Annotated in this window: 11 protein-coding genes; 9 read left to right on the plus strand and 2 right to left on the minus strand. The window is 59.8% G+C overall.

Annotated elements, in window-relative coordinates; translation table 11 throughout:
• Window positions 1-49 precede the first annotated feature (49 nt).
• Window positions 50-706 (minus strand): histidinol-phosphatase, encoded by a 657-nt coding sequence (locus DOM27_RS15830; protein WP_110657396.1) that lies wholly within the window; start codon window positions 704-706, stop codon window positions 50-52.
• Window positions 707-936: 230 nt separating this feature from the next.
• Here DOM27_RS15830 and DOM27_RS15835 point away from each other — a divergent pair, with 230 nt between their 5' ends.
• Together DOM27_RS15835 and ptsP are read left to right on the plus strand one after the other, a co-directional pair.
• Window positions 937-1,437, plus strand: a complete 501-nt coding sequence (locus DOM27_RS15835) for an RNA pyrophosphohydrolase (RefSeq protein ID WP_110657888.1) — start codon at window positions 937-939, stop codon at window positions 1,435-1,437.
• A 181-nt stretch (window positions 1,438-1,618) separates the two neighbouring features.
• Window positions 1,619-3,880, plus strand: a complete 2,262-nt coding sequence (gene ptsP, locus DOM27_RS15840; RefSeq protein WP_110657398.1) for a phosphoenolpyruvate--protein phosphotransferase — start codon at window positions 1,619-1,621, stop codon at window positions 3,878-3,880.
• Here ptsP and DOM27_RS15845 read toward each other — a convergent pair.
• Window positions 3,871-4,644 carry an NRDE family protein gene (locus DOM27_RS15845; protein WP_110657400.1) on the minus strand — a complete coding sequence of 258 codons (774 nt, stop codon included), beginning with the start codon at window positions 4,642-4,644 and terminating at the stop codon, window positions 3,871-3,873. The two genes, ptsP and DOM27_RS15845, sit on opposite strands and share 10 nt — an antisense overlap.
• A gap of 300 nt (window positions 4,645-4,944) precedes the next feature.
• Here DOM27_RS15845 and DOM27_RS15850 point away from each other — a divergent pair, with 300 nt between their 5' ends.
• The 7 genes from DOM27_RS15850 to DOM27_RS15880 all read left to right on the plus strand — a co-directional run bounded on the left by DOM27_RS15850 (window position 4,945) and on the right by DOM27_RS15880 (window position 12,301).
• Window positions 4,945-5,736, plus strand: coding sequence for a sulfite exporter TauE/SafE family protein (locus tag DOM27_RS15850; protein WP_110657402.1), 792 nt, complete (start codon window positions 4,945-4,947; stop codon window positions 5,734-5,736).
• 201 nt (window positions 5,737-5,937) lie between these two features.
• On the plus strand, window positions 5,938-6,744 hold the full coding sequence (lgt, locus tag DOM27_RS15855; RefSeq protein WP_110657404.1) for a prolipoprotein diacylglyceryl transferase: 807 nt from the start codon (window positions 5,938-5,940) through the stop codon (window positions 6,742-6,744).
• A gap of 120 nt (window positions 6,745-6,864) precedes the next feature.
• Window positions 6,865-7,659, plus strand: a complete 795-nt coding sequence (locus tag DOM27_RS15860) for a thymidylate synthase (RefSeq protein ID WP_110657406.1) — start codon at window positions 6,865-6,867, stop codon at window positions 7,657-7,659.
• A complete protein-coding gene (locus DOM27_RS15865) occupies window positions 7,656-8,213 on the plus strand; it encodes a dihydrofolate reductase (protein WP_110657408.1) in 558 nt (185 codons plus the stop codon). Before DOM27_RS15860 ends, DOM27_RS15865 begins: the two co-directional genes overlap by 4 nt.
• 104 nt (window positions 8,214-8,317) lie before the next feature.
• Complete coding sequence (locus DOM27_RS15870; protein ID WP_245392757.1) at window positions 8,318-9,205, plus strand: ProQ/FINO family protein; 888 nt, start codon at window positions 8,318-8,320, stop codon at window positions 9,203-9,205.
• 442 nt (window positions 9,206-9,647) lie between these two features.
• The gene (locus DOM27_RS15875; RefSeq protein WP_110657410.1) at window positions 9,648-10,799 is read left to right on the plus strand and encodes a porin; all 1,152 of its coding nucleotides are present in this window, start codon (window positions 9,648-9,650) and stop codon (window positions 10,797-10,799) included.
• A gap of 389 nt (window positions 10,800-11,188) precedes the next feature.
• On the plus strand, window positions 11,189-12,301 hold the full coding sequence (locus DOM27_RS15880) for an extracellular solute-binding protein (protein ID WP_110657412.1): 1,113 nt from the start codon (window positions 11,189-11,191) through the stop codon (window positions 12,299-12,301).
• The last annotated feature ends 10 nt before the right edge of the window (window positions 12,302-12,311 follow it).

Genomic DNA, 12,311 nt, shown 5'->3' on the forward strand with positions numbered 1-12,311 from the left:
GATGCATGGCGTCGTCCGGTGAATCGCTCGCCACGCATGGCACCGATGCCTATCGCAAGGACAGCACTCGCCAGTCACGCTCGTGGGCCAGCGTTCTGAGCTGTTCATCCGGGTCGACAGCCACTGGCGTCGCGACTTCCTCGAGCAGGTAGCGATCGTTGATCGAGTCGCTGTAGAACCAAGCATCGTCCAGCGTCAGCGTGGGTCGGGGCTCGAGCCATTCTCGCACTCGGGTGACCTTGCCTTCACGGTAGCTGGGAATACCCTCGACCCGGCCGGTATAACGGCCGTTTTCCCGTTCTGCTTCGATTGCGATGAGATCGTCGACACCGAGGCGCCGTGCGATGGGGCCGGTAACGAAGCGGTTGGTGGCAGTAACGATCAACAGGAAATCGCCACGTTGTCGATGCCAGGCCAGTAGCTCTTCGCCTTGCGGCAGGATGTGGGGTTCTATCTTGCAGGCCATGAACTGCTGATGCCAGGCGTCGAGTTGCTCTTCTCGATGCTCGCTCAGCGGTTTCAGTGCCATCGCCAGGTACGCCATGATATCCAGTTGCCCGGCTTGGTAATCCCGGAGATATTGATCGTTGGCACGTCGATAGGCGTCTTCATCCACGGCGCCCTGTTCTATCAGGAACTCGCCCCAGGCATGATCGCTGTCGCAGCTCAGCAGGGTATTGTCGAGATCGAAGATCGCCAGGCTCAAGATGGTCTCCCGTTTTCGTGTGTCAGGGTTCGTTGCGTCACCTCGCTCGCAGGCAAAACGCACGAACAGGGCAATCGATAGTATCGCAAACTCACTGTGCCTTTCCCATGTTGCCGCCCGCGAACGATGTTATTTCAATGTTTTATGGTCGGTTGGCTTAAGGTGTATTGATGCCCTTTCTCGCTTTGTGGAAGAATGATCCCAACGACGATTGAGCTAAGGTGAACGCTGTGATAGACGCCGATGGCTTTCGGCCGAACGTTGGCATCATCATTGCCAACTGTGACGGCCAGCTGCTTTGGGCGCGTCGGGCGGGTCAGGAAGCGTGGCAATTTCCGCAGGGAGGTATCAACGCTTGCGAAACACCCCATCAGGCTCTCTTCCGGGAACTCGAGGAAGAAATTGGGCTGACGTCCAAGGATGTCGATGTGGTGGCCTGCACGCGAGGATGGCTACGTTACCGTCTCCCCCGGCGCATGGTCCGAATGCATTCGAAACCACTCTGTATCGGCCAGAAACAGAAGTGGTTTTTACTGAAAATCCGCTGCCACGACAGTCGGGTTTGTGTCGATAGTACCCCCAAGCCGGAATTCGATGGCTGGCGGTGGGTGAGTTACTGGTATCCTCTGGGACAGGTCGTCTCCTTCAAGCGCGAGGTCTATCGGCGCGCGTTGCGGGAGTTGGCACCCGACTTTCATCGCCTTTCGCTGGAGGAAATGGCGAGGCTGTGAATTTTCGGAGGATCATCCCGGTTTTGAAGACCGGTTTTAAAAAAAGGGCCGGACTGAAGAGCCGCCGATGAACGCGGGCTTTGCCGCCTGATCCGAACCCGATCCGTGGGCCGGGTTCGGATCGGCCCGGCCACCCATTCGATGCCATCACGAGGATTTCCTCGCTCACAAGAAAAGGCTCATGCTCGATACCCTTCGCCGCATCGTCCAGGAAGTCAACGGCGCTCGTAGTCTGGACGCCGCTCTGGCCACCATGGTTCGCCGCATCCGCAAAGCGATGCGCACCGATGTCTGCTCCATCTACCTGTTCGATCGCGAGCGCGACCGGCTGGTACTGATGGACACCATTGGCCTGCGCACTCAGGCGGTGGGCGTGGTGACCCTGCGTCTCGGCGAGGGGTTGGTCGGGCTTGTCGGGCAGCGCGAGGAAGCGCTGAACCTCGAGGACGCCCCCTCTCATCCGCAGTTCCGCTATTTCGTCGAGACCGGGGAGGAACGGTTCTCCAGCTTCCTGGGCGTGCCGATCATTCATCAGCGGCGCATGCTCGGGGTGCTGGTGGTTCAGCAGCAGGAGAAGCGCCGTTTCGACGAGGGCGACGAGGCGTTTCTGGTCACCATGGCGGCGCAGCTGGCCGGCGTGCTGGCCCATGCGCTGGTATCCGGCACTCTCAATCGCCGCGCCCAGCCCGACGGTCAGGCAATGTTTTCCGGGGTGGCGGCATCGCCCGGAATGGCCATCGGCGAGATCGTGGTGATCGCGCCACCGGCGGATCTGGATAGCGTTCCCGATCTCATTCCGACCGATCCGGACGCTGAGGTCATACGCCTGCATGCCGCGCTGGCGCACGTCCGTGAAGACATCCGCAAGGCAGGGGCACGTCTCGCCAGCCGCATTTCCACCCAGGAGCTGGCGCTTTTCGATGTCTACCAGCAGATGCTGGGCGACGCGGCGCTGGGCAACGAGGTCGAGAAGCGCATTCGAGAAGGGCAGTGGGCGCCGGGAGCGCTTGCCGACGTGGTCCGCCGGCACACGCAGTATCTGGAGCGGGTCGACGATGGATATCTACGCGAGCGCGCCACCGATATTCGCGATTTGGGTCGGCGTGTGCTGGCACGTCTGCAGGAAGATAACGAACTGACGCCGTCGACCTATCCGGACAACGCCATTCTGGTGGGTGACGAAATCAGTGCGGCAACTCTAGGCGAGCTACCCAGAGGGCGGCTCGCCGCACTGGTGTCGGTCCGAGGATCCAGCAATTCGCATGTCGCCATTCTGGCGCGGGCGATGGGCATCCCCACGGTACTGGGCATGGTCGATCTGCCGCTGCCGCGAATCAACGGCGCCAAGGCGATTCTCGATGGCCACCGGGGTCGACTGTTCGTGCGGCCCGATCCTCAGTTGGCCAAGCGCTACGAACGCTTGATCAAAGAGGAGCTGGCGCTGGCAGAGGTGCTGGAGCACGAGCAACACCTGCCCAGTGAGACCTCCGATGGCCACAGCATGCCGCTGATGGTCAATACGGGGCTGGCGGTGGATGCCGTGGCACAGCTCAAGCCTCGTGTCAGCGGCGTGGGGCTGTACCGGACGGAAGTGCCGTTCATGATGAACGAGCGCTTTCCCAGCGAGCAGGAACAGACCCGGCTCTATCATGAGCAACTGGCCAGTTTTGCGCCGCTGCCGGTGGTCATGCGTACGCTCGATATCGGCGGTGACAAGGATCTACCTTACTTCCCGATCAACGAAGCCAATCCGTTTCTCGGCTGGCGGGGCATTCGCGTCACGCTCGATCACCCCGAAGTGCTGATGGTTCAGATGCGGGCCATGCTAATGGCGTCGCGTGATCTGGACAATCTGCGCATCCTGCTGCCGATGATTACCAGCGTGGACGAAGTCGACTCCGCATTGCGCCTGCTGGCGCGGGCTCGTGAAGAACTCGCCGAGGATGGTATCGAGGTCGCTTCGCCCAAGGTCGGGGTGATGATCGAAGTGCCGGCGACGCTATACCAGCTCTCGGCGCTGGCGGAACGCGTCGACTTTTTTTCGGTGGGGAGCAACGATCTGACCCAGTATCTGCTGGCGGTCGATCGTAACAACGCGCGCGTTTCCGGCCTCTACGATGCCTGTCATCCGGCGGTGCTCAACGCCTTGGGACGTCTGGCGGAAGAGAGCCGGCAACTGGGTGTGCCGGCCTCCGTCTGCGGCGAACTGGCCGGTGACCCTGCTGGAGCGCTGCTATTGATGGGTATGGGCTTCGATGCGCTGTCGATGAACGCGCCTAGCCTGCCGCGAGTGCGTGCAGCGATTCGGCGCGTAAGCATCGCAGATGCGCGCTCGCTGGTCTCGGAAACACTCTCGCTACCCACCACGGCGGTGGTCAGGGCGCATCTGCGTCAGCGTTTGACGGACTGGCAGATCGGCCATCTGCTGCCGCCTCAGGACTGACCCGCCGCGCTCACCCCCAGGCGAGTAATAGGGCCCGTCGGCACGCCACCGGGACCGAATCGCTGTTCTTCCAACAGGACGCTCCTGTCCGAGACCGTGACCAGCGTCGTTGCTCGTGTCCCGTAGTCCTGGCCTTCAATAAACAGTGGTGAGAGGAAGCGCTCTCGATCTCGGCCCATGCCGGTGGCGGGTAACTCGCTGTCCGGTGCCTGGCGAGTATTGCTCATCGCCGGCCGCATCTCAGTTCTCCAGTCGGGTGCGTTCAGCGCCAATCGCATGGCATCGCGGGCATGGATGAGTTTGGGCCACGGCGTGTCCAGCTTGGCATTGGAGAGTCCATGCAAGCCGGGAGCAACGGACTCACAGCAGGTTTCATGCTGGCTGTGATGAAGCGTCCAGAGTTGGTTGCCCGACATCACCAGCAGGTTGAAACCGGCATAGCGCCGGGCGCCCCGTGAAGCCAGGGTTTCCAGCCAACGGCCCGGGTCGTCGGCTGTCAGCGCTTGATGCACCAGCTCGCCGCGACTGGGAGCGTCGGGCGGGGTCGCTGGCTGACTCTCCCGAACGTTGGTCAATGCCGCCACGCGCGAGTGCGTGGCGGCCAGCCAGCTTCCACCAGCCAGCAAGTCGCGACCGCCGATCAGTTCGGCGTTTGGCCAGCGGTGCAGTGCCTGCGTCGGTCTCGAGTAAAACTCGTCGCGATTTGCCGCGAGACGTAACGTTATCTCGGCTTCCGGTTGCCAATCGAATACGATCAAGCACATCGAGCGGATTCCTGTCAGGGGATGGGCGGCCCGACGAGAGCGCTATCGCCATGACACGGCCTTGGCGGCAGCGTAACATAAGCGTGCTAGCGACTCGTATCCGATGCCTTGTTCTGCTCACGGAATCGCTGCTATTGAACCGCCTCTACAGGACCGCTCCATGCCAGTCTTCATTCTCCCGCTCTTTGCCGCGTCGATGCTAGTCGCCTCGTGTCACGCCGATGCGAGTGACTCTGACACGAGTCATTTCGGCGCTTGTCATTTCGATGAGGGTGCGGCCGCAGAGTCGGGGAGTGTTCGATGCTGACGGCGATCGTGATCTATCTGCTGGTCGGTGCCGTCGCCGGATTGCTGGCCGGGGTATTCGGGATCGGCGGCGGCATCGTCATCGTGCCCGCGCTGGTGTTTACCTTCGTGGCGCAGGGTTTCGACCCCGCGGTCGTCGCGCATCTGGCGGTAGGCACTTCTCTGGCGACGATCGTGGTTACCGGCGCCTCTTCGGCCTGGGGTCACTGGCGTCGCGGTAGCGTACGCCAGGACTGGCTGCGGTTGATGATTCCGGGGCTTCTGGTGGGTGGCATTCTTGGCGTGCTGCTCGCGTCAGCGCTGCCCGGGCATGCACTGACGCGGCTGTTTGGCATTTTCGCGGTTTTGATGGCTTTCAAGATGCTGCTGACGCGTCCGCCCGCGACTCAGGGGCAGGTGCCGCAGCGCTGGCCGATGACGTTTGCCGGCACGGTAATCGGGGGCGTGTCGACGCTATTCGGCGTCGGCGGTGGCGTGATGTCGGTGCCTTGGCTTTCGCGTTTCACCAGCCGTATGACGGAAGCCGTGGGAACCTCCTCGGCGATCGGCCTGCCGATCGCGTTGATCGGCACTGTGACCAACGTCGTCGTGGGCTGGGGCGAGATGACATTGCCAGCAGGTTCGACGGGCTACGTGATGTGGCCGGCTTTCCTTGGCTTGATGGTGACTAGCGTCCCGATGGCTCGAGTCGGCGTCAAATTGGCTCATGCATTGCCTGCCAGGACGCTGCGACGTATCTTTGCCCTCCTGCTGATTGTGGTCGGGGTCAAGCTGATCATTGGCTAAGGAAACACTGCATAAATGTCTGCGCAGGCGAATCGGCTTCGTTGCGCGGTGCTGGAGCGCCAGCCCGGCCGGAATCCTCATATAACCCATATGCTCCGGTTCCTGCGCTCCGTGCGCCTTGCGACGGAGTGCCGCCCACTTCATCCTGTTCGCCGATTTATTCAGCGTTTCCCCTAATTCTTTCGTACCCAAGGAGAAAGCATGCTGGCTTACCCCGAGATCGATCCGGTGGCCGTGTCGTTGGGCCCGCTCAAGGTGCACTGGTACGGATTGATGTATGTCATCGGCTTCGTTGGCGCCTGGTGGTTGGGACGCCGGCGCGCCGATCGGCTGGGACTCAAACCCGACGATATCGGTGACATGCTGTTCTACGGTGCGCTGGGCGTCGTGCTCGGCGGCCGTATCGGCTATGCGCTGTTCTACGGTTTCGATCGTTTTCTCGACAATCCGCTATGGATCTTCCAGGTCTGGGATGGCGGCATGAGCTTCCATGGTGGCCTGCTGGGCGTGCTGCTGGCGTCACTGCTGTTCGCGCGCAAGCACCATCTGGCGTTCTTCCAGCTCACGGATTTTATCGCGCCGCTGGTGCCGATCGGGCTGGGCGCCGGACGCATCGGCAATTTCATCAATCATGAACTGCCGGGTCGCGTGACGGATGTTCCCTGGGCGCTGGTCTTTCCGGGAATGGGTGGGCAGGGACGTCACCCGTCCTCGCTCTATCAGTTCTTTCTGGAAGGCATCGTGATGTTCGTAGTGCTGTGGACGGCCTCGCTGAGGCCACGCCAGCGTGGCTTTATCTCGGGGCTCTTTCTGGTCTGCTACGGCACTTTCCGTTTCATCTCGGAATTTTTCCGGCGTCCGGACCCGCAACTGGGCTTCATCGCCTTCGACTGGCTGACCATGGGTCAGCTGTTATCGCTGCCGATGATCCTTGCCGGTATCGCACTGGTCGTCTGGTCGCGGCACAATAGCGTCGATGACGCTCGCGTCCCCCAGGCCGCGAGCTAATTAGTCTTCCGCCCATGGCGGATGCCCGGCGCGGCTGGTGTTGCAGTCCTGCTGGGTTGGAAAAAATACTTCGACGGCTCGTCTTTTGTAGCGAGCGAGTCATTGGAAAGGAGCGTCGCCATGCGGCCTTATCTCGACTTGATGCAGCGCGTGCTCGACAGCGGCGTTGAAAAAGCCGATCGCACCGGCGTCGGCACGCTCAGCGTGTTCGGTCATCAGATGCGTTTCGATCTGCGTAACGGGTTCCCACTGGTCACCACCAAGAAACTGCATTTGCGTTCGATCATTCACGAGCTGCTGTGGTTTCTGCGTGGTGATACCAATATCGCCTATCTACGTGAGCACAATGTCTCGATCTGGGATGCATGGGCGGATGCCAATGGGGACCTGGGGCCGGTCTACGGTTATCAGTGGCGTAGCTGGCCGACCCCCGACGGTGAGCATATCGACCAGATCGCCAGGCTCGTCGAGCAGATCCGCCGTAATCCGGATTCCCGTCGACATATCGTCTCGGCCTGGAATCCCGCGCTGGTCGACGAGATGGCGCTGCCTCCGTGCCATGCGCTGTTCCAGTTTTACGTCGCCAACGGACGCCTGTCCTGCCAGCTCTACCAGCGCAGCGCCGATATCTTTCTCGGTGTGCCGTTCAACATCGCGAGCTATGCGCTGTTGACCCATATGATTGCCCAAGTCTGTGGTCTCGAGCCAGGCGAATTCGTCCACACTTTCGGCGACGCGCATCTCTATCTCAACCACCTCGAGCAGGCGCGCTTGCAGCTGTCACGTGAACCGTTGGCGTTGCCCTCGCTGAAGCTGAATCCGGCGATCGATGACCTGTTCGATTTTCGCTTCGACGACATCGCCATCGAGGGATATGAGTCTCACCCCGCTATCAAGGCGCCGATTGCCGTATGAGTGACCTGACCTCCCCATCGACACTGCAGACGCCGGTCGCCATGATTGCGGCGATGTCGCGCAATCGCGTGATTGGCGTGGGCAATCGCCTGCCGTGGTACTTGCCGGAAGATCTCAAACACTTCAAAGCCGCCACGCTGGGTAAGCCGCTGGTGATGGGGCGCAAGACATTCGAATCGATCGGCCGGCCTCTGCCGGGACGGCTCAATATCGTGATCACGCGCGATGAGCATTATGCTCATACAAGCGATCGCGAGGGTATTCGTGTCTGTCATTCGTTGGAAGAGGCGCTGCAACTTGCCGATCATCAGGCGTTGATCGACGACGCCGATGAGATCATGGTAATGGGCGGGGGAGAGATTTATCGGCAGGCGCTGATCGTGGCCGCGAGGCTTCACCTCACCGAGGTGGATGTCGAACTCGAGGGTGACGCTTATTTCCCCAGTTTCGAACGCGCCGAGTGGGAGGAGGTCGAGCGTGTCACGATGGCGCCGCAGCCGGGTCAGCCGGACTATGCTTTCGTCCAATACCGTCGCGTGCTCGAGTCTGGCTGAGTCGTCGAATGGATCGTGCGCCTGAGCGGGATCGAGTGGCTGTCGCCAGGATAAGCGACAGCATGTCCCGGTGTTGATTGAGAGGACTTGAGAGGAGTTGTGCCGTGTTGACGGATCGAACACAGGCGCTCCTGGCTGCCATAGAGCACCAGGTCGAAGCGGGTCAAGCCGCTTTGGAAGCCGAGAAAGAGCGGTGCAAGGCGTTGAAGGCCGAGAATCGAGCCCTCAAGGAGCGACTGCTTGCACTGGCGGAATTGGATCCCCTGATGGTCAAGGGGCCAGACCATAATGAAGATCCGGATGGAGGAACCCGCGCCCGAGGCTTGGGAAATCTGGCTTTTCGGCGGCCCCGACCGAAGCCGGATGGCGCCCCCGATGCACAGTCGAGCCGTCAGGCGCACGCCGTTTCTCCGTTACAGCGACTGACATCCGCCTCATCCCACGATAAGACCACCGCTGCTAGTGTGCCGCCGCAGTCTGAAAAGGACTCGGTAGACGAATCGACAAAGGCGAAGCCCGGCGATGCGGGTCAGGAGCCGGCGCTTCAGGACGAGATTGGCACCGAACCTCCGCAGAGTTCACTAGCATTCGGCGCCGAGCATGACGCGCCCTCTCCCCACACGCTGCTCGCGCAATGGTATAAGCGCTATCCCAAGGCGTTTTTCAAAGGGCACACTCGACCACTCAAGACTGGCATTCATCTGGATCTTTGCGAGATCGAGCCTTGGCCGGAAAAACTGGTTCGCCGGGCGCTGGCCTGTTACGTGCATCTGCCTCGCTACATGAAATCGGTTCGAGAGGGCGCGCGACGTGTCGATTTAGCGGGTGAGGATTGCGAGGTCGTCACTGATGATGAGGCCAAGCACTCCAAGCGGCAGTTAGAGGCCCTGCAGAAAAAACAGAAGGTGCGTGAGACCCAGCAGCGATCGGAAAAACTGGATCGCAAGATCGGGGCGCTACTGGCCAAGCATGGTCAGCATTCACAGGAGTGAAGGCCGCAATGGCGGCGGACACCGATTCCAGACGGTACGACGGAGCGTTGAACTTTGGTCTTGGGTGTAAGGGGTAAGGCAGTCGGTGGCAGCGAGTTCACCTGCATTCTCTCGCCCATTCCAGATGAGCCATTTTGCTTACACGGCCCGCGCAATGGTCGCTAGAACCCGCTTTTGGGGCTTCGGGCGGTTACTCGTAGTGGCAGAGTGGTGGCAGAAAAGAGGAAATGGGCGATTCGCGTTGGCAACGAAAACAGTGTTTTTTCTTGTTGCGTTCCACCAAGGCCCGGTATAAGGTTTGCCTTGCGAGCATTGGACAATAACAAGGCTTCAGAGTTCCGCAGCCGTCATTCGTTCGCATGACGATGCTGGTTGAAGGTGCCGAAGCCGACTGCATCTGCAGACACGATCGAACAGTAAGCTAGTTAAGGAACCTATCGCGATGAAAAAGACGCTCTTAGCGACTGCTATTGCTGGTGCCCTGGGCGCCTCCGCCGCTGCCCAGGCAGCGACTGTCTACAACCAGGACGGCACGCAGCTCGACATCTACGGCAACATCCAGATCGCCTATAAGTCGATCGAGACTGGTAACTATGGTGGCCCCGACGGCCGAATCACTGGTTCTTCAGCTAAAGACGAAGTGTTCGACAACGGCTCGACCATCGGCTTCTCTGGCCAGCACATCATCAATCCGGGTCTGACTGGTTACTTCAAGGCCGAGTTCGAGCACCGGGCCGATGAAGAAAAAATCGGTAATGGTCTTGGCAACGGCGACCAGTCTTACCTGGGCCTGAAAGGCAACTTCGGTGATGCTCGCCTGGGTTCTTGGGACCCGTTGATCGATGACTGGGTTCAGGATCCGATTTCCAATAACGAGTATTTCGATAACACCGATTCGACTCGTGACCTAGGCGGCCTCTATGGCTTCAACAACGCCGAGCGTGTCGATCGTGAAGGCGACAAGTTTCAGTACATGTCTCCGGTCTGGGCTGGCCTGCAGTTTGCCATCGGTACTCAGTACAAGGGTGATGCTGAGAACGACTACGACGTTGACGGGTACACCAACAATAACGGCTCCAACGCTTCCTTCTTCGGTGGTCTGAAGTATGCCGTTGGCGCGTTCTCGGTTGCCGCGGTGTATGACGACCTGAACAACTACAAGCTGCAGAACGACGCCACCGGTGAATACTCTGAAGCCAAGGCTTACGGTCTGACCGCTCAGTACACGATTAATACACTGCGCCTGGCGGCCAAGGTCGAAGACACCGACATGGACTACAACGGCGATAGCGGCGACATCATGCGTTACGCAGTTGCAGCACGTTACGGTTACGCCCTGTCCGATAGCTTCGCTGGCGATATTTACGGTTCCTACCAGTACGTCGATGCCGATACAGAAGTTGCAGCGGCCACCAACCGTGGTGCGATCAACTCTGACGGTGACTACGCTGGCGATGACTCCTTCAATGAATTCATCCTCGGCGCGACTTACAACATCTCGCCGGCGATGTACACGTTCGTTGAAGGTGCAATGTACGGTCGTACCCATGATACCGGTGATGGCGTCGCGGTAGGTGCTGTCTACAGCTTCTAAGCTGATTCCGATGTGAGCGGCTTGCCGCTCACTCGAGCGAAGCCGGCCCCTTTTGGGGTCGGCTTTTTTATACGTAAAATAGACCATCGTCGCCAAGACGAACTCCCCTTGTCTCATCCATAAGCTGTCCTCCTCTCTTTCTTCTCTCTTTTCGACTGCCGATTTGTCGTTTACGGCTCGCCTTGGTCTAGGTGTCATTGTCGTGACAGGCTGGTAATCTTCTATTGAGCGAGCGTTCAATAACCATCGATGGGCAAGTCATATCCGTAACGCCGATCATCAATGGGGAACGTCACGCTGTCGTAACAGGTCTGTCGTATAACAACACTTTCCGCCGATCGGGATATGTCAATCCAGACGGGGAATCGACAAACAACAGGAGACCTTCGATGACCTTTTCCCGTCGTCGTTTCTTGCAGGGCGCTGCGGCCGTTGGTGCTGCCGCTTCGGTACCGTTTTATATCAATCGCGCCTGGGCGCAGGACCAGACATTACGGATCTACGCCTGGGCGGGTTATTTCAGCGATGAAATGCTCTCGGATTTTACTGCCAAGACCGGAATCAAGGCGACCTTCACTCCCTATGGTACCAACGACGAGCTGATGAATTCGCTGCGAGCCACCGATGGTTCTGGCTTCGATGTCATCATGCCCACCGTGGATCGGGTGCCCGGCTACCTCGATTATCAACTGATTCAGCCGTTGGATACGTCGCGGATTCATTGGGATGGTTGTCTGGAAACGGCGATGAAGGGCTCGGAAACCGGTGGCGTCATCGACGACAAGCGTTATTTTGCGCCCTCCGATTGGGGTACCGAGGCCATCGCCTACAACACTCGCTATACGGATATCGACCGTTCCCAACTGAGCTACGCCGATCTCTGGGATCCCGATATCGGCGCCGGGGTCACGGTACGTGCCCATTCCGCGCTGGTGGGTATCGGGCTATGGCTGGAGGCGCAGGGAAAACTGCCGCAACCCTTGCTGGAGTCGTTCAAGACGGAGGAGGCCATGCGTGCCAACTTCGACATCATCCTGGCCGAGGCGCTCAAGCACAAGGACATGGTCATCCAGTTCTGGTCGACCGAGAACGAGGCGCAGGGGGCTTTCCGCACCAATGGCGCGTTGATCGGACAGACCTGGGACAGCACCGCATTTCGGCTGCAGAGCGAGGACGAGCCGATCGCTTTCGGCGCACCCAAGGAAGGTGCACTGGCCTGGATGGAAGGCTTCGTGATTCCGCAGAATGCGCGTAACGTCGATGCGGTTTACGAACTGATCAACTGGTACTACACCCCGGAAGCCGGAGCGATGTTCGTCAAGTCCACCGGCTACAATTCCACCGCCGTCGGCGCGGAAGATCTGTTGCCGGAGGCGAGTCGGCAGTTCTTCAAGAATTCCTACACCCAGCAGGACCTGGACAATCTGTGGTGGTGGCCGGTGCAGGACCCATGGTACGTCGCGCTGCGTAACGAATATCAGGATCGTTATCTGTCGGCATGATCGCCGCTCT

The sequence above is a fragment of the Salinicola halimionae genome (genome assembly GCF_003206065.1).
Lineage (GTDB): Bacteria > Pseudomonadota > Gammaproteobacteria > Pseudomonadales > Halomonadaceae > Salinicola > Salinicola halimionae.

Coding starts and splice junctions, on each gene's coding strand:
- ptsP (WP_110657398.1), top strand. CDS start 1,619: ATGCTCGATACCCTTCGCCGCATCGTCCAGGAAGTCAACGGCGCTCGT.
- DOM27_RS15845 (WP_110657400.1), bottom strand. CDS start 4,644: ATGTGCTTGATCGTATTCGATTGGCAACCGGAAGCCGAGATAACGTTA.
- DOM27_RS15850 (WP_110657402.1), top strand. CDS start 4,945: ATGCTGACGGCGATCGTGATCTATCTGCTGGTCGGTGCCGTCGCCGGA.
- lgt (WP_110657404.1), top strand. CDS start 5,938: ATGCTGGCTTACCCCGAGATCGATCCGGTGGCCGTGTCGTTGGGCCCG.
- DOM27_RS15860 (WP_110657406.1), top strand. CDS start 6,865: ATGCGGCCTTATCTCGACTTGATGCAGCGCGTGCTCGACAGCGGCGTT.
- DOM27_RS15865 (WP_110657408.1), top strand. CDS start 7,656: ATGAGTGACCTGACCTCCCCATCGACACTGCAGACGCCGGTCGCCATG.
- DOM27_RS15875 (WP_110657410.1), top strand. CDS start 9,648: ATGAAAAAGACGCTCTTAGCGACTGCTATTGCTGGTGCCCTGGGCGCC.
- DOM27_RS15880 (WP_110657412.1), top strand. CDS start 11,189: ATGACCTTTTCCCGTCGTCGTTTCTTGCAGGGCGCTGCGGCCGTTGGT.